Consider the following 16,250-nt stretch of genomic DNA (forward strand, 5'->3'; position numbering starts at 1 on the left):
CCATGAACCCCAAGAACCCCAAGATCTCCGAGAACCCCGAGATCCCCGCGCCGGACATCACCGTCGACGGCACCGGCCTGCTCTGCGTCACCCTTCTGCTGCGCCTGCGCAAGCAGATCGACGAAGCGGAGCCGGGCACCGTCGTCCACGTCGTCGCCACCGACCCGGCCGCCCCTCTCGACCTGCCCGCCTGGTGCCACATGACCGGCCACCACTACCTCGGCCCCGTCCCCGTCCCCGGCGTCGAGCAGCCCGTGTTCGCGCTCCGGCTGGCCTCCGACGCACTGCCCACCCGGGCCGACGCGCCCTGGCATCCGGCCGCCCCGTGACCTCCGGCGCCACCGGGGCACACGTGCCCCCGTCGTCCCGTTGCCCTGTTCGGGGTTGCCCCGTTCAGAGGGGAACCACCCAGTCCGGCGTCCAGGTCCCGGCGGCGTCGTGGCCGGTCGCCGCGGCGGCGAGGTGGGCGCGGAGAGTGGCCAACGCGGGGTGGGGGTTGTCGCGGTGCCAGAGGAGCGAGTGCGGGTAGACGGGCATCGGGTCGGTCACCGGGATGAGTCGCAGACCGTGACCGGCGGGCCAGACGAGGCGGGTCCGCCCGCCCATGAAGGTGGCCAGGGCCGGGGTGTCGGCGATGGTGTCGAGCAGCGCGTCGGAGCCGAAGTTGGGGCCGGTGGCCTCGATGGTGAGGCCGAACTCGGCGACGAGGTCGTCGTAGTAGGCGCCCCACTCGGTACCGGGGACGATGCCGGGCATCCAGATCCGGTGCCCGACGAGCCGGTCGACGGTCACCGACCGGGCACCCGCCAGCGCATGGGCGGGGCCGGTGAGGAGCTGGAGCGGTTCGTCGAGGACCCGGACCGACTCGATGTCCTCGGGCAGGGGCCGACCGGGCGCGGCGACGGCGCGGAAGGACGCGTCGATCGTGCCGGAGCGGATCGCGGCGACGGCCTTCTCGATGTCGAACAGCATCACCACGTCGAGGTCGATCCCGGGATGCGTGCGGTGGAAGTCGCGCATCAGGCCCGTCGCCGCGCCGCGCGAGTTGATCACGTCGACACGCAGTGGACGGCGGCCGGTGTGCACGGACGTGACCGCGCGCTCGGCGACGCGCAGCAGCTCGCGCGCGTGGGGCAGGAACGCCTGCCCGTCGATGGTGAGCCCGGCGCCGCGCGGGGTGCGGGTGAACAGCCGCACGCCGAGGTTGCGCTCCAGCGCGGCGATGCGCTTGGAGACGGCCTGCTGGGTGACCGACAGCTCGGCGGCGGCCTCCTGGAACTGCCCCGCGTCGGCGGCGGCGACGAAGGTACGGACGGCTTCGAGATCCATGGCGGCACCCTACGGTCACAACCATTGGTTGTGGCCCGGTGGTCATTCGGTTGTTTGATCCCCGGGTGCGGTGTTCGCTTTGATGCCTTCGGTCGCGGATCGGTTGTGCGGGCGGGTGACGGACAACGAGTGACGGGCGGCGGACGGCGGACGGCGGGCGGCGAGGGGCGAGGGGCGAAAGGTGTCGGGTATGAGGAGCGGGCACCGGTTGGGGCGGCGGTTCGGGTGGCTCTGGGGGGCGTACGGGACCAGCGCGCTCGGCACGTGGCTCGCCTTCGGCGCGTTTCCGCTGATCGCCGTCCAGGTGCTGCACGCCGGACCGGCCGAGGTCGCCGCGCTCTCCTCGGCGGGGGCGGCGGTGGGCGCGGCCGTGGCGGTGCCGCTCGGTCCGTGGGTGGAGTTCCGCCGCAAGCGGCAGGTGCTGATCGCGACGGACCTGGTGCGGTTCGCGGCGCTGCTGACGATCCCCGCCGCGTTCGCGCTCGGTGTGCTCAGCTTCCTCCAGCTCCTGCTGGTCTCGGTCGTCGTCGCGGCGGCCGACATCACCTTCCGTGCCGCCTCCGGCGCGTACCTGAAGACACTGCTGCCGGCCGAGGACCTGCTCGTCGCCAACGCCCGGTTCGAGTCCACCTCCTGGACGACCACGATCGTCGGACCGCCGCTCGGCGGCGCGATGATCGGGCTCCTCGGTCCGGTGGCGACGGTGGCGGCCGACGCGGTCAGCCACCTGCTCTCGGCCCTGGGCATCCGTGCTGCGGGCGGGCACGAGCCGCGGCCCGAGCACCGGAAGGCCGCACGCATGCGGGCCGGGGACCTGCTCGACGGCTGGCGGTACGTCCTCGCCGACGCGACACTGCGTCCGCTGTTCTTCAACACCACCCTGTTCAACGGTCTGGTGATGGCCACCCAGCCACTGCTGGCCGTCCTGATGCTCGGCCGGCTCGGGTTCGCCCCGTGGCAGTACGGCCTCGCCTTCGCCGCGCCCGCGATCGGCGGACTGATCGGTTCGCGACTGGCCCGACCGCTCGTCACCCGGTTCGGACAGCACCGGGTCCTGGCCGGGAGCGGGACCCTGCGCGCGATCTGGCCCATCGGCCTGGCCTTCCTGAGCCCCGGCACCGGAGGGCTGCTGCTGGTCATCGGCGTCGAACTCGGCCTCATCCTCTGCTGCGGGATCTTCAACCCCGTCTGCGCCACCTACCGGCTCGAACGCACCGCGGCCGACCGGGTCACCCGCACCCTGACCGCCTGGTCGGTGACGGCCAAGGGCTCGACCGCGCTCCTGACGGCCCTCTGGGGAGTGCTGGGCGGGCTGCTCGGCCCGCGTACGGCCATCGGGCTGGCCGGGGTGCTCCTGCTGGCGACCCCGCTGCTGCTCCCTCGCCGCACGTCGACCCGTCCCGCCGAGCCGGAGCCGGATGCGGGGGCGGAGGCGGGAACAGGGCCGACGCCGGGGGCGAAGGTGGTACCGGACCGTCTTTGACGTGACGTCAAAGTTCATCCGGACGACCAGGGTTGAGCCATACCTGCCCCCTCACGTCAGGAGGGTGCGCCAGCGGTCGGCCGACTCCAGTATGTCCAGACTGATCCGCTCCAGGAACGCCCCCGTCCTGGCCATCCGCTGCCCCACGGGGTCGTCGGGCGCGGACTCCTCCGCCGAGGCCATCGCGACCCGCGCCGTCTCCAGCGTCTGCCGCGCGCTGATCACGACGGAGCGGTACCAGGCCTGGTCGTCGATCACGTAGACGTCGCGGCGCCGCTTCGGATCGCGCTCGCGCCGGACGTAGCCGTGCCGGACGAGGTAGTTCACGGACACGGAGACGGAAGCGGGGCTGACCTTCAGCCTGCGGGTCAGCTCGGCCGCGGTGCGCCTGCCGTCCTCGGACTGCAACAGGTCGAGGTGCACGCGCGCCGTCATCCTCGGCAGCCCCGCCCGGACCGCCATCTCCAGGATCTCCTCCTTCGCCCCGCCGTCGCCCGACGGTCCGGCCGCGTGCGCAGATGCTGGGGGGCGTGGGGGCGCGGGGGTGCCGCGTCGCGCCCGCAGGGTCGTCGCCTGCTGCGCCCGCTGGGGCCGGTAGTCGCCGGGGCCGCCGTTGCGTCCGACCTCCCGGCTGATCGTCGAGGTCGGCCGGTCGAGCCGCCTCGCGATCTCGGCGTAGGAGAGCCCCTCGGCGATTCCGGCCGCGATGCGCCGGCGGTCCTGCTGGGTCAACCGTCCTCCTGGCATGCCGTCAGTATTGCTTTTGCCGTCATCCATTGCAACGCCGTATTGCATTCGAGCTCAGCGTCATTGCATCAATTTGCACACTCTGACCTGCACAAACGAAATTCCGGTAATTGACATGCTTTCAGGAGGCGGCGTAGCTTTCGAGCATCGTAAAACGCGTAATATCGCGAGACGGGGGAATGGTCATGGATGAATTGCTGCACACCGTCACGACGATGCCGGCGGCGCGTCGGCCCGGCTGCCCCTTCGACCCGCCGACGGAGCTGGTCGACGCCCGGAAGCACGGCCCGATCAGCCGCTACACCTTCCCCGGCGGCAGGCCCGGCTGGCTGGTCACCGGATACGACCTGGTCAGGACGGTCCTGGCCGACTCGCGGTTCAGCTCGCGCAAGGAGCTGATGATCCATCCGACCATCGACTACGGGGACATGAAGGCGCCCCCGGCGCCGCCCGGCGAGTTCCTCCTCATGGACGAACCCCGGCACAGCCGCTACCGGAAGCCGCTGGTGGGCAGGTTCACCGTACGGCGGATGCGGCTGCTCACCGAGCGCATCGAGCAGATCGTCACCGAGCACCTGGACGCCATGGAGGAGGCCGGGCCGCCTACGGACCTGGTGACCGCGTTCGCCAACCCCGTCCCCGCCGTCGTGATCTGCGAGCTGCTGGGGGTGCCGTACCAGGACCGGGGCTCCTTCCAGGAGCAGGTCTACTCGTTCATGAACGGGGAGGCGAGCGACGAGGAACTGGTGGCGGCCTACACCGCGACCCAGCACTACCTCGCGGAGCTGGTGGCCGCCAAACGCGCGAACCCCACCGACGACGTGCTCAGCGACCTCACCGACAGCGACCTGACCGACGAGGAACTGCAGGGGATGGCCCTGATCCTGCTGGCGGCCGGGCTCGACACCACCGCGAACATGCTGGCCCTCGGCACCTTCGCACTACTGCGCCACCCGGAACAACTGGCCGCGCTGCGCGCCGATCCCGGGCTGACGGACCGGGCCGTGGAGGAGCTGCTGCGGTACCTCGCCGTCGCCAAGACGTTCATGAGGACGGCGCTGGAGGACGTCGAGGTGGGCGGGCAGGTCATCGAGGCCGGTTCGCCGGTGATCCTGTCGTACAACACCGCCAACCGCGACCCCGAGCGCTTCGCCGATCCCCATGTGCTCGACCTCGGCAGGCAGAGCGTCGGACACCTCGCCTTCGGACACGGCATCCACCAGTGCCTGGGGCAGCAACTGGCCCGCGTCGAGCTGCGGGTCGCGTTCCCCGCACTGCTCGACCGATTCCCCACGCTGCGGCTGGCCGTACCGCCCGAGGAGGTCGCCCTGCGTCCGGAGACCGCGGACATCTACGGGGTGAAGAGCCTCCCGGTCGCCTGGGACGCGTGACGGGGGGAGGGGCGTCGTTCGCCGGACTGCCGTGCCGGGGCCGGGCCGGGCTGTCGAGACGGGGCCGGCCCGCCCCTCGCCGTCAGCTGTCCACCATCCGTCACCCGTCACCCACCACCCGCCACCCGCCGGACAGTCGAGCCGTCGAACCGTCGAGCCGTTTCCTCAGCCCTGCTTCCGGCGCACCAGCTCGGTGATCCAGACGGGCGCGTACGGTGATGTGCAGCCCGGGGGAGTCGGGTAGTCCTTGAGCACTTCCAGGCGTTCACCGATGTCGATCGCGCGGGCGCGGTACGCGGCGTGGTCGATCCCGATCTGCGCCAGGCAGTGGTTCATCGCCCACTGCAGGCGGTCCGGGGCGTCCTTCATCTCCGCCTCGACGGTGTCGAGCAGCCCGGCCAGGTCGAGGCCCTCGGGCTTCTTCGCCACGCGTTCGGCGGTCAGCTCCCAACCGGCGCTCGCGACCACCGGGTCCGGGTCGGCGGACCAGGACAGGCGCAACTCCTCGCAGTGCGGGCTCTTCTTCACCACGTAGTTCACGAGCCAGTCGTGCACCTTGGGGGTACGTGCCTCACGCAACATGGCGTCCAGCTCCTCCCGCACGAACTCCTTCGGGCGGGAGATCAGGATCGCCAGCAGCTTCGCCGCGGTGTCGTCCGTCTCCCAGAGCGGGCGGACGAGTTCCCGCTGCGTCTTCAGCCGTTTCGCGAGCGCGCGCAGCTTGCCGAGGTTCACACCGTGGTCGTCGCCGTGTTTCTCGTTCACCGCGCGGACCTTCGGGTCCTCCAGCCCGGCCAGCTCGGCCCTCACCTCGGCCAACGTCGTCCCGGCCACCGCAGCCTCCCTGTCCGTCGCGTACGGAATTCAGCCTACGGGTGCGGGGGCGCGAGGGGGTGGTGGCGGGCGCACGACTCCTCGGGCGACCACGGAACCCAGGAAAGGGCCTCGCGCCGGCCGGGCCGTCCGAAGGCCCAGTCCTGAACCACCTTGGCCACGGGCTCCGTCGAGAAATCCCCCGGTCGCGGGGCACCCCCTGCCCGAAAGTGCCGGTCCGACCCTCCCTCGCGGTACTCCACCTGATGGCTCAGGTCGTCGCTGAGGTACACCTGCATGTAGTGCCGGCCCTCGGGCTCCGCGTCGAGCCGGCTCACGACGACGAACGGCCAGGTGAGGTTCATGTCGGCCGGCAGGTCGTACAGCCTCCCCTCGGACGGGTCGTCCCGGGCCGTCCCGTCCGCCTCGACCGCTCGGATCACCGGTGCTGTCATGCGGACGACTCCAATGGCCGACGACGCCCCGCCGCCGACACGTTCGGTTCCGCCTGACGGCGGGGACGGCCCTGGAATTGCCCTGTCAGGCCGCGATCTCCGCGTGACAGTTCTTCTGCGCGGGCAACTCTGTTCGCCGTAGGGTGACTGGCGCAGAAACGGCACGACGGTCGTCCTGGATGCGGGGGCAGGGGAATGCGGGCGTTGGAGTCGCTGGACGCGGACGATCCGGCGGAGGTGGGGCCGTACCGGTTGCTGGGGGTGCTCGGGCACGGCGGTATGGGGCGGGTCTATCTGGGACGCAGCCCGGGGGGACGGCTTGCCGCGGTGAAGGTGGTGCACCGGCACCTCGCGGCCGACGAGCGGTTCCGGGCGCGGTTCGCGAGCGAGGTGGCGGCGACGCGACTGGTGAGCGGGCGATCGGACCACGACCGCATCGCCCCCGTGCTCGCCGCCGATCCGGAGGCCGAGGTGCCGTGGGTGGCGACCGGTTACATGGCGGGCAGCGACCTGGCGCGCGCCGTGCAGGAGCACGGCCCTCTGCCCGAACGGGCCGTGCGCGCGCTGGGAGTCGGGCTGGCCGAGGCCCTGGGCGCCGTGCATGTGCACGGGCTGGTGCACCGCGACGTCAAGCCGTCCAACGTACTGCTCACGCTCAATGGTCCGCACCTGATCGACTTCGGGATCGCCCGCGCCGCCGAGCCGGCCACCAGGCTCACCACGACCGGTGTGGTCGTCGGTTCGCCGGGCTTCATGGCCCCCGAGCAGGTCACCGGCGAAACGGCCGTGAGCCCCGCCACGGATGTCTTCTCGCTCGCCACCGTGCTCGCCTACGCGGCCACTGGCTGCCGGCCGTTCTCCGGCGACAACGCGGCCCAGTTGCTCTACCGGGTCGCTCATGCCGAGCCGCGGCTCGACGGGTTCGCACCGGGTGCGGTACGGGAGCTGGTCTCCGCCTGTCTCGCCAAGGATCCCGCCGCACGTCCGGCCCTGCCGGAGGTCGTACAGGCCCTGGCCGGTGAGGAGGGGGTGGGTGCGTTGCTGGGGCCCTCCTCCCGGTGGCTGCCCCCGGCAGTCACCGACGACATCGGCCGTCGGGCCGTCGAACTGCTTCAACTGGACTCCGGGCCAACGGAGTCGGGGCGACTGGAGTCCGGGCCGCCGGAGTCGGGGCTGCCGGATCAGGAGCCGTCCGTACGGGCGCCCGTGCCGACACACTCACCCACCGCTGTGGGCCCCGCACCGGCACCGGGGGCGGACGCCGCCACGGTGACAGCGATCACCCGGCCGAAACAGGAGCAGGAGCAGGAGCAGGCGGCGAAGCCGAAGTCGGAGCAGAAAGCCAAGCCGAAGCCGGAGCCGAAGCCGGGAGTGGGGCAGGAGCCGGGGCCCGCGGCGGTTCGGGCCAAGAAGAAGGGCCCATGGCTGATCGCGGGGGCCGCCGTGATGCTCGCCGCGTCGGCCTTCGGCATCCGGAGCTTCCTCCCGGACGACGAACCCGCCGCTCTTCCCGCCCCGTTCGTCGGCCGCTGGAAGGACGTGGGATACAGCGAGAACTCGACAGAAGGCTGGAACAACGAGCTCGAACTCCACGCGGGCCGGGTCGGCGAAGAGGTGGGCACGCTCGTCGGCGACATCGACGACCAGGACGGCTCCGCGACCTGCCGGTACCGGCTCAGCCTCAACCGCCTGGAGACCGACGGCTGGTACGCCTACCTCGACGCCGCTCCGATGTTCGGCAACGGTGACCGCGCCTGCGGCACCGTTCTGACCGTACGCGTGCAGCAGCAGTCGTACAGCAAGGACTCCCTCCAGATGAGCGCCGACGCCCCGGTCACCACCTCCGGCGGGCTGAAACGCGTCGGCTGACGGCCCCCGGCCCGGCCGACCTGCCTCAGCTCAGGCTTTCCCGCCAGGCCCGGTGCAGTCCCGCGAAGCGGCCGGTGCCGGCGATGAGGGCGGTTGGGGTGCCGTCCTCCACGATGCGGCCGTGTTCCATCACCAGGACCCGGTCCGCGATCTCCACGGTCGACAGGCGGTGGGCGATCACCACCGCGGTGCGGCCGTGCAGCACCGTGTTCATGGCCTGTTGCACCGCGCGTTCGCCGGGGACGTCCAGGGAGCTCGTCGCCTCGTCGAGGATCAGCACGGCCGGGTTCGCGAGCAGGGCGCGGGCGAACGCGACCAGTTGGCGCTGGCCGGCCGAGATCCGGCCGCCCCTCTTGCGCACGTCTGTGTCGTACCCCTCGGGCAGCCCCGCGATGAAGTCGTGCGCGCCGATCGCCCTGGCGGCCTGCTCGATCTCCTCGCGGGTCGCGTCCGGGCTGCCGATCGCGATGTTCTCGGCGACCGTCCCGGAGAACAGGAACGCCTCCTGCGTCACCATCACCACGCCCCGGCGCAGCTCCGGCACGGCCAGGTCCCGCAGGTCCGCCCCGTCCAGCAGCACCCGGCCGTCGGTCGGGTCGTAGAAGCGGGCCAGCAGCTTGGCGAGCGTCGACTTGCCCGCCCCCGTCGAACCGACCACGGCGACCGTCTGACCGGCCGGGATCTTCAGGTCGAAGCGGGGCAGCACCTCGCCCCCCGTGCGGTAGGCGAAGCGCACTCCGTCGAAGACGACCTCGCGGCCCGGGTGTTCGCCCGAGCGGGCGGGCAGCTCGCGCGGGTCCGACGGTTCGGGGACGGACGGGGTCTGGGCCAGCAGCCCCGCGATCTTCTCCAGCGAGGCCGCGGCCGACTGGTAGGAGTTGAGGAACATCCCGAGCCGGTCGATCGGGTCGTACAGCCGACGCAGATAGAGCACGGCCGCGGCCAGCACACCGAGCGCCAGGGTGCCCGACGCCACCCGGTACGCGCCCCACAGCACGATCCCGGCGACCGCCGTGTTCGCGACCAGCCGGGAGCCGACGACGTAACGCGCCATCTCCAGCATCGCGCTGCCGTTGGACCACTCGTGCGTGTTGTTGAGCTCGTCGAAGTGCGCGTCGTTGACGGTCTCGCGGCGGAACGCCCGGACGGGGCGGATGCCGTTCATCGTCTCCGCGAACTTCACGATGACCGCGGCGATCGCCGTCGACCGCTCCGCGTACAGCATTCCGGCCCGCCGCTGGAAGAGCCGCACCAGCAGATACAGGGGACCGAAGGACAGCACCGCGACCGCGCCGAGGCCGAAGTCCAGCCAGAGCAGCGTCAACGAGATGGAGACGAAGGACAGGACGATCATGACGAGCTCCTGGAGCCCCTCGCTGAGCAGCTCGCGCAGCGACTCCACGTCCGTCGTGGAACGGGAGATCAGTCGGCCCGAGGTGTAGCGCTCGTGGAAGTCCACGCTCAGCGCCTGCGAGTGACGGAAGATGCGCCCGCGCAGATCGAGCAGCACATCCTGGTTGATCCGGGCGGAGGCCCGGATGAACGTGTACTCCATGGCCCCGGCCGTCACCGAGCACAGCGCGTACCCGATGGCCACCGCGATCAGCGGCCCGTAGTCCTCGTCCCGGAAGGCGGGCACGCCGCGGTCGATGGCGTACGCCACGAGCAGCGGGCCCGCCTGGATCGCGACCTGCTGGACCAGCAGCAACAGCGCGGCCACCACCACCCGCGCCCGGAACGGGCGCAGCAGCGACATCAGCAGGGCCCGGGTCGCTCCCGGCGGGGTGGGCAGGTCGTCCCGGTCGAACCGGTCCCCGTCCTCGACGGGGGACAGTTCCTCGGACTCGTCGGGCGCCTCGGGCCGGCCGGTCCGCCCCGTCGTCGTCGTGGTCATCGGGTGCTGCCCTTCTCGGCGGGGGCGTCGGGCACGAGACGGCCCTCGGCGGACGGGGCGGGATCGGGTTCCGGGGACGAGGGGGCGGGTGCCTGGGCGGTCTCCGGGATCGGCGGGGTGGGGTCCGGTGTGGGTGGGGCGGGCTCCGGGCCCGACGGGGCGGCCTCCGGGGAGGTTCCCGGTCCGTTTTCGGCGCCCGACATCAGCCAGGCGTACTCCGCGCTGTCGCGCAGCAGCTCCTGATGCGTGCCGACGGCGGCGATCCGGCCCCCCGACAGCAGCGCCACCCGGTCCGCGAGCATCACCGTGGAGGGCCGGTGCGCCACCACGATCGCCGTGGTCTGAGCCAGCACCCGGCGCAGGGCGGCCTCCACCAGCGCCTCCGTGTGCACGTCCAGCGCGGAGAGCGGGTCGTCGAGCACCAGGAAGCGCGGCCGGCCGACCACGGCACGGGCCAGCGCGAGCCGCTGGCGCTGCCCGCCGGAGAGGCTGAGCCCCTGTTCGCCGACCTGGGTGTCGACGCCCTCGGGCAGGTCGTGGACGAAATCGGCCTGGGCCACCGCGAGGGCCCGGCGCAACTCGTCCTCCCCGGCACCCTCGGCGCCCATCAGGACGTTCTCCCCGACGCTCGCCGAGAAGAGCGTCGGTTCCTCGAAGGCCACCGACACCAGCTCGCGCAGCCGTTCGCGGGGCATGGTGGTGATGTCCGTACCGTCCAGCAGGACGCGTCCCGCCGTTACCTCGTGCAGCCGCGGCACCAGGGTGGTGAGGGTCGTCTTGCCCGAACCCGTGGCCCCCACCAGCGCCATCGTCTCGCCGGGCCTGACCCGCAGATCGATCCGGGACAGCACCGGCACGGAACCGGCCTCCGCGTCGGGATAACGGAACTCCACGCCCTCGAAGACCATTTCGCCCCGGTCCGGAGCATCCTGCCGCAGGTGGTCGCCGTTGTTGCCGTTGGTGTTGGTGTTGGTGTCATTGGGGTCGGCGGGCGCGGCCGTGTCGTCCTCCTCGGCCGCGTCCATCACTTCGAAGTACCGCTCGGTCGCCGTCGCCGACTCCTGGCTCATCGCCAGCAGGAAGCCGATCGACTCGATCGGCCAGCGCAGCGCGAGCGCCGTCGAGAGGAAGGCGACCAGGGTGCCCGCGGAGAGCCCGCCGTCCGCGACCTGGACCGTGCCGAGGACCAGCGCCGCGCCGATGGCCAGCTCGGGAATCATGGTCATGCTGGCCCAGATGCCCGCGAGGAGACGGGCCTTGCCCAGCTCCGTGGTGCGCAGCCGCTGCGACAGGGTGCGGAAGGCGAGCGCCTGGCTGCGGTGTCGGCCGAAGCCCTTGATGATGCGGATGCCGAGCACGCTCTCCTCGACGACCGTCGTCAGATCGCCGACCTGGTCCTGCGCCTTGCGCGCCACGTCCGAGTACTTCGTCTGGAAGACCGAGCAGAGGATCATCAGCGGTACCAACGGGGCGAGCAGCACCAGCCCCAGCATCCACTGCTGGCTCAGCAGAATGACGAAACCGACCAGGATCGTCGCCCCGTTGACCAGGAGGAAGGTCAGCGGGAACGCCAGGAACAGGCGCAGCAGCATCAGGTCCGTCGTGCCGCGCGAGAGCAACTGCCCCGACGCCCAACGGTCGTGAAAGGCGATCGGCAGCCGTTGCAGACGCCGGTACAGATCGGCCCGCATGGTCGCCTCCACCCCGGCCAGCGGACGGGCCACCAGCCACCGGCGCACCCCGAAGAGCCCGGCCTCGGCGATGCCCAGCAACAGCAGGTACAACGCGCCGAGCCAGACGCCCCCGGGGTCACGGTCCGCCACCGGGCCGTCGACGATCCACTTCAGTACGAGCGGGATCACCAGGCCGAGACAGGACGCGACGATCGCCACCGCGGCGGCGCTGAACAGACGGACCCGCACCGGCCTCACATACGGCCACAGCCGCAGCAGAGTACGGGTGGCGGACCGTTTCGCGGGCTCTACGTTTTTTTCGGGCATCAGGGGCGAGCCTACGGTTCGCCCCTGACCTCGCTCATGTGGTTTTCCGGCCGTTCGGAGGCAGCGGGGTTTCGAAACCCCTGGTCGCAGCCCTCTGGTCGTACCCCGTATCAACCGATCGGCCGATGCCGCTTCGAGCGTGATGGCCGATGGTGCGCCGGCCCCCGCGCCGCGATTCTCGTGGGCATGGCAATCATCGAAGTGGACGGGGTGCACAAGGCGTACGCCGGGCGCCGGGTGGTCGACGGGGTGAGCTTCACCGTCGAGGAGGGCGAGATCTTCGGCATCCTCGGCCCCAACGGCGCGGGCAAGACCACCACCGTCGAATGCGTCGAGGGACTGCGGGTTCCCGACGGGGGGACGGTCCGCGTGGCCGGTCTCGACCCCGTCGCCGACCACGACCGGGTCACCCGGCTGCTCGGCGCCCAGCTCCAGGAGACCGAACTGCAGCCCAAGATCACCGTGGCCGAGGCGCTGGAGCTGTACAGCTCCTTCCACCCGGACCCCGCCGACCGGCACGAACTCGCCGAGCGGCTCGGGCTGCACACCAAGTACGGCACCCGGTTCGCCGCCCTGTCCGGCGGTCAGAAGCAGCGGCTGTCCATCGCGCTCGCCCTGATCGGCAACCCGCGGGTGGTGGTCCTGGACGAACTGACCACCGGACTGGACCCGCGGGCCCGCCGGGACACCTGGAAGCTGATCGAGGACGTGCGCGACAGCGGCGTCACCGTCCTCCTGGTCACCCACTTCATGGAGGAGGCCAACCGGCTCTGCGACCGGATCGCCGTGATCGACAAGGGCCGGGTCGTCGCACTCGACACCCCGTCCGGCCTGATCGGCAGGGCGGCCGGCTCCACCGTCATCGCCTTCACCCCCTCGCAGCCGCTCGCCGACGCCGAGCTGACCCCGCTGCCCGGCGCGGTCTCCGTGACGCGGAAGGACGGACGGATCGTCATCGACGGCACCGACGAGACGGTCAACGCGGTGATCTCGCTGCTGGCCCGCCGCGGCATCACCGCCCACCAGCTCCGCGTCTCCGAGGCGACGCTGGACGACGCCTTCCTCGATCTCACAGAACAGGCGGCCTGAGATGACCACGGCGAACCCGGCCGGAACCACGCCCGCGCCGAAGTCCACACCGAAGCCCGCGCCGACGTCCGCACGGACGTCCGCCCCCGCCTCCGCGTGGAGGGCGGTCCTCAGGGCCGAGACACGGCTCTTCCTCCGCGAACCCGGCAACCTGTTCTGGATCCTCGTCTTCCCGACCGCCCTGATGACGATCCTCGGCCTCATCCCGTCCTTCCGGGACCCCGACGAAGCGCTCGGCGGACGCCGGGTCATCGACCTGTACGTACCGGTGGCGGTGCTGCTCGGCATGATCATGGCCGGGCTCCAGGCCATGCCGCCCGTCCTCACCGGCTACCGCGAACGCGGCATCCTGCGCCGGATGTCCACCACACCGGTACGCCCGTCCGCGCTGCTCGCTGCGCAGATCGCCCTGCACGGTGCCGCGGCGCTCGGCTCCGCCGCGCTGGCCATGGGCGTCGGCCGGGCTGCCTTCGGCGTACGCCTGCCCGGACAGTTCCTCGGCTACGTCCTGGCGCTGCTGCTGGCGACGGCGAGCGTCCTCGCCCTCGGCTCGCTGCTCTGCGCCCTCGCCCGGACGGCCAAGGCGTCCACCGCCATCGGCTCGATCGTCTACCTCGTGATGATGTTCACCGCCGGGGTCTGGATCCCGGTGCAGTCCATGCCCGACACCCTCCGGAACATCGTCCGGTTCACCCCGCTCGGGGCGGCCTCCCAGGCGATGGACCGGGCGATGTCCGGCGGCTGGCCCGGCTGGGTGTCCCTCGGCGTGCTGGTGCTGTGGACGGGCCTGGTGACGCTGCTCGCGACCCGGCTGTTCCGGTGGGAGTGAGACCGCCACGGGACCGACTGCCGCAGGGCCGGCCGCCGCAGGGCCGACCGTCGCGGGGCTGACCGTCGAGGGACGGCTCGGGGACACTGTCGCCATGAACACGGGGAGCGCGGAGGAGACGGGGGACGTGGTGGCCCCGAAGGGCACGGCCGGGGTCGTGACGGCAGCGGTGGTCCCGACCGCCACGACGGGTGCGACCGCCGCGGCGGGTGCGGCGGGGTCGGCCGTGGGCGGAAGTCCGGTCACGGGCGGCACGACGACCGCCGAGCAGTGGTGGGAACGGTTCTTCAGGCACGGGCCGTACGGTCTGCTCGGCCTGGCCACCGTCGTCTCCGCCATCACCGCCGAGCTCATCATGTCCCGTTCGAAGGTGTACACCGCCGCGGTGCTGATCCCGTGCGCACTCCTCCTCCAGCTCTGGTGGGGGCGGACCGGGCCGTCCCGTCCCCCCAGATCGCGGGCGGCACAGTGCTACTTCGTCGTCCGTACCCTCCTCGCCTTCGGACTGACCTGGTGCAACCCGTTCTTCTCGATGTACGCCATCCTCGGCTACTTCGACGCGGGCCGACTGCTCCCGCAACGCGCCTTCCGCGCCGGGCTGCTGGCCGTGGCCGTGATCATGGCGGCCTCGCAGAGCGGCAGCGGACTGCCGCCGGCCTCCCTCATGAACTGGGTCGCCTTCGGCGTCCTGTTCGCCCTGCACGGGACCCTCACCATGGTCTTCGCCAAGATCGGCGACCACGAGGCCGACCACGCCCGTGCCCAGACCGACACCATCGCCGAACTGGAGTCGGCCAACGCCCGCCTCGAACAGGCCCTGGCGGAGAACGCCGGACTGCACGCCCAACTCCTGCTCCAGGCACGCGAGGCGGGCGTCGCCGACGAGCGCCGCCGACTCGCCGCCGAGATCCACGACACCCTCGCCCAGGGGCTGATCGGCATCATCGCCCAGCTCCAGGTGGTGACTTCGGTCGGCGACAGCGACCCGGCACTGGCCCGGCAGCACCTCGACCGCGCCGCCGCCCTCGCCCGGCACAGCCTCGGCGAGGCCCGCCGCTCCGTCCACAACCTGGTCCCCGCCGCACTGGAACACGACGACCTGCCCGGCGCCCTGGAGAAGACCGTCACCGACTGGGCGGAACATCACGCCGTGCGGGCCGGGTTCACCGTCACCGGCACCGTCGAGCCGGTCCACGACGAGATGGCCGCCACCCTGCTCCGGATCGCGCAGGAGGCCCTCGCCAACACCGGCCGCCACGCCGGGGCGTCCCGGGTCGGCGTCACGCTGTCCTTCATGGGCGACGAACTCACCCTGGACGTACGGGACGACGGCCGCGGCTTCGACCCGGACGCCCTGCCGCCGTACCGGGGCGCGGGCGGGTTCGGCCTCGGAGGCATGCGGGCCCGCGCCGAACGCGTCGCGGGCACCGTCGAGGTGGAGACCGAACCGGGTCGCGGCACCGCGGTCAGCGTTCGGGTACCCCTCTAGGGTGTGTTCCGTCCGGGCCTAAACGAAAGGACCTGGTCCCGAACCGCCGGTGACCAGTACGGTTGGCCTGCCATGGCAGAGGAAACCGCACGCGTCATCACACTCGTCGTCGTCGACGACCACCCCGTCGTACGGGACGGCCTGCGCGGCATGTTCGATTCGGCCCCGGGATTCGAGGTGCTGGGGGAGGCGTCGAACGGGGTGGAGGGGGTCGAGCTGGTGACCCGGCTCGATCCCGACGTCGTCCTGATGGACCTGCGGATGCCGGGCGGGGGCGGGGTCGCCGCCATCACCGAACTGACCGCCCGCGCCGCCCGTTCCCGGGTGCTCGTCCTCACCACGTACGACACCGACACCGACACGCTGCCCGCGATCGAGGCCGGAGCGACCGGCTACCTCCTCAAGGACGCGCCCCGCGACGAGCTGTTCACCGCAGTCCGCGCCGCCGCCGACGGCCGCACCGTGCTCTCGCCCACCGTCGCGACCCGTCTCGTCTCACGGGTCCGCACCCCGGTGGCCCCGGGCGGCGAATCGCTCTCCGGCCGCGAGCGCGAGGTGCTCGAACTCGTCGCGAAGGGCACGTCGAACCGGGAGATCGCCGCCGAGCTGTTCATCAGCGAGGCCACCGTGAAGACCCACCTCACGCACATCTTCGCCAAGCTGGGCGCCAAGGACCGGGCCGCCGCCGTCGCGGTCGGCTACGACCGGGGCATCCTCGGCTGACCCCGCGCGGCCCGCTCCGGGACACTCGGCAACGGCAACGGCAACGGCAACGGCAACGGCAACGGCAACGGCAACGGCGGCACCGGGCCGGTCCTCGGTACGGCGTGTCCCGCCGCCCGTGCACCCGGGAGGCCGTACC

At 71.8% G+C, this 16,250-nt stretch carries 14 protein-coding genes; 8 read left to right on the forward strand and 6 right to left on the reverse strand.

The features are described 5' to 3' along the window. The first annotated feature begins 2 nt into the window (after positions 1–2). The gene (locus ACWCXX_RS18425; RefSeq protein WP_451128393.1) at positions 3–329 is read left to right on the forward strand and encodes a sulfurtransferase TusA family protein; all 327 of its coding nucleotides are present in this window, start codon (positions 3–5) and stop codon (positions 327–329) included. A gap of 64 nt (positions 330–393) precedes the next feature. Here the strand turns inward: ACWCXX_RS18425 and ACWCXX_RS18430 are convergent, their stop codons facing one another. Next, complete coding sequence (locus ACWCXX_RS18430; RefSeq protein ID WP_451128395.1) at positions 394–1,329, reverse strand: LysR family transcriptional regulator; 936 nt, start codon at positions 1,327–1,329, stop codon at positions 394–396. A gap of 190 nt (positions 1,330–1,519) precedes the next feature. Between ACWCXX_RS18430 and ACWCXX_RS18435 the strand changes: the two genes are divergently transcribed. After that, complete coding sequence (locus ACWCXX_RS18435; RefSeq protein WP_451128397.1) at positions 1,520–2,812, forward strand: MFS transporter; 1,293 nt, start codon at positions 1,520–1,522, stop codon at positions 2,810–2,812. A gap of 51 nt (positions 2,813–2,863) precedes the next feature. Here the strand turns inward: ACWCXX_RS18435 and ACWCXX_RS18440 are convergent, their stop codons facing one another. Beyond that, on the reverse strand, positions 2,864–3,544 hold the full coding sequence (locus tag ACWCXX_RS18440; protein WP_451128399.1) for a MarR family transcriptional regulator: 681 nt from the start codon (positions 3,542–3,544) through the stop codon (positions 2,864–2,866). Positions 3,545–3,744: 200 nt separating this feature from the next. On the opposite strand from ACWCXX_RS18440, the gene ACWCXX_RS18445 reads away from it, so the two are divergent. Continuing rightward, positions 3,745–4,950, forward strand: coding sequence for a cytochrome P450 (locus ACWCXX_RS18445; RefSeq protein WP_451128400.1), 1,206 nt, complete (start codon positions 3,745–3,747; stop codon positions 4,948–4,950). Between the two features lie 165 nt (positions 4,951–5,115). Here ACWCXX_RS18445 and ACWCXX_RS18450 read toward each other — a convergent pair whose 3' ends face one another. Together ACWCXX_RS18450 and ACWCXX_RS18455 are read right to left on the reverse strand one after the other, a co-directional pair. Beyond that, positions 5,116–5,784, reverse strand: a complete 669-nt coding sequence (locus tag ACWCXX_RS18450) for a DNA alkylation repair protein (RefSeq protein WP_451128402.1) — start codon at positions 5,782–5,784, stop codon at positions 5,116–5,118. Between the two features lie 35 nt (positions 5,785–5,819). Next, positions 5,820–6,218, reverse strand: a complete 399-nt coding sequence (locus ACWCXX_RS18455; RefSeq protein ID WP_451128403.1) for a hypothetical protein — start codon at positions 6,216–6,218, stop codon at positions 5,820–5,822. A gap of 195 nt (positions 6,219–6,413) precedes the next feature. Here ACWCXX_RS18455 and ACWCXX_RS18460 point away from each other — a divergent pair, with 195 nt between their 5' ends. Continuing rightward, positions 6,414–8,087 (forward strand): serine/threonine-protein kinase, encoded by a 1,674-nt coding sequence (locus ACWCXX_RS18460; protein WP_451128404.1) that lies wholly within the window; start codon positions 6,414–6,416, stop codon positions 8,085–8,087. Positions 8,088–8,112: 25 nt separating this feature from the next. Here the strand turns inward: ACWCXX_RS18460 and ACWCXX_RS18465 are convergent, their stop codons facing one another. After that, a complete protein-coding gene (locus tag ACWCXX_RS18465; protein WP_451128405.1) occupies positions 8,113–9,981 on the reverse strand; it encodes an ABC transporter ATP-binding protein in 1,869 nt (622 codons plus the stop codon). Then, the gene (locus tag ACWCXX_RS18470) at positions 9,978–11,981 is read right to left on the reverse strand and encodes an ABC transporter ATP-binding protein (RefSeq protein ID WP_451128407.1); all 2,004 of its coding nucleotides are present in this window, start codon (positions 11,979–11,981) and stop codon (positions 9,978–9,980) included. Before ACWCXX_RS18470 ends, ACWCXX_RS18465 begins: the two co-directional genes overlap by 4 nt. Positions 11,982–12,167: 186 nt before the next feature. Between ACWCXX_RS18470 and ACWCXX_RS18475 the strand changes: the two genes are divergently transcribed. From ACWCXX_RS18475 to ACWCXX_RS18490, 4 genes are all read left to right on the forward strand, one after another. After that, complete coding sequence (locus ACWCXX_RS18475; RefSeq protein ID WP_451128409.1) at positions 12,168–13,070, forward strand: ABC transporter ATP-binding protein; 903 nt, start codon at positions 12,168–12,170, stop codon at positions 13,068–13,070. Between the two features lies 1 nt (position 13,071). Further along, entirely contained in the window at positions 13,072–13,899 is an 828-nt protein-coding gene (locus ACWCXX_RS18480; RefSeq protein WP_451128411.1) for an ABC transporter permease, read from the forward strand. A gap of 94 nt (positions 13,900–13,993) precedes the next feature. Then, positions 13,994–15,388, forward strand: a complete 1,395-nt coding sequence (locus tag ACWCXX_RS18485) for a sensor histidine kinase (RefSeq protein ID WP_451128413.1) — start codon at positions 13,994–13,996, stop codon at positions 15,386–15,388. Positions 15,389–15,460: 72 nt separating this feature from the next. Continuing rightward, positions 15,461–16,111 (forward strand): response regulator, encoded by a 651-nt coding sequence (locus ACWCXX_RS18490; protein WP_451128415.1) that lies wholly within the window; start codon positions 15,461–15,463, stop codon positions 16,109–16,111. The last annotated feature ends 139 nt before the right edge of the window (positions 16,112–16,250 follow it).

The organism is Streptomyces sp. NPDC001732, from assembly GCF_053596315.1.

Excerpts from the sequence above, each read along its gene's own strand:
- ACWCXX_RS18425 (WP_451128393.1), top strand. The coding sequence starts at position 3 with ATGAACCCCAAGAACCCCAAGATCTCCGAGAACCCCGAGATCCCCGCG.
- ACWCXX_RS18430 (WP_451128395.1), bottom strand. The coding sequence starts at position 1,329 with ATGGATCTCGAAGCCGTCCGTACCTTCGTCGCCGCCGCCGACGCGGGG.
- ACWCXX_RS18435 (WP_451128397.1), top strand. The coding sequence starts at position 1,520 with ATGAGGAGCGGGCACCGGTTGGGGCGGCGGTTCGGGTGGCTCTGGGGG.
- ACWCXX_RS18445 (WP_451128400.1), top strand. The coding sequence starts at position 3,745 with ATGGATGAATTGCTGCACACCGTCACGACGATGCCGGCGGCGCGTCGG.
- ACWCXX_RS18455 (WP_451128403.1), bottom strand. The coding sequence starts at position 6,218 with ATGACAGCACCGGTGATCCGAGCGGTCGAGGCGGACGGGACGGCCCGG.
- ACWCXX_RS18460 (WP_451128404.1), top strand. The coding sequence starts at position 6,414 with ATGCGGGCGTTGGAGTCGCTGGACGCGGACGATCCGGCGGAGGTGGGG.
- ACWCXX_RS18465 (WP_451128405.1), bottom strand. The coding sequence starts at position 9,981 with ATGACCACGACGACGACGGGGCGGACCGGCCGGCCCGAGGCGCCCGAC.
- ACWCXX_RS18470 (WP_451128407.1), bottom strand. The coding sequence starts at position 11,981 with ATGCCCGAAAAAAACGTAGAGCCCGCGAAACGGTCCGCCACCCGTACT.
- ACWCXX_RS18475 (WP_451128409.1), top strand. The coding sequence starts at position 12,168 with ATGGCAATCATCGAAGTGGACGGGGTGCACAAGGCGTACGCCGGGCGC.
- ACWCXX_RS18480 (WP_451128411.1), top strand. The coding sequence starts at position 13,072 with ATGACCACGGCGAACCCGGCCGGAACCACGCCCGCGCCGAAGTCCACA.
- ACWCXX_RS18485 (WP_451128413.1), top strand. The coding sequence starts at position 13,994 with ATGAACACGGGGAGCGCGGAGGAGACGGGGGACGTGGTGGCCCCGAAG.
- ACWCXX_RS18490 (WP_451128415.1), top strand. The coding sequence starts at position 15,461 with ATGGCAGAGGAAACCGCACGCGTCATCACACTCGTCGTCGTCGACGAC.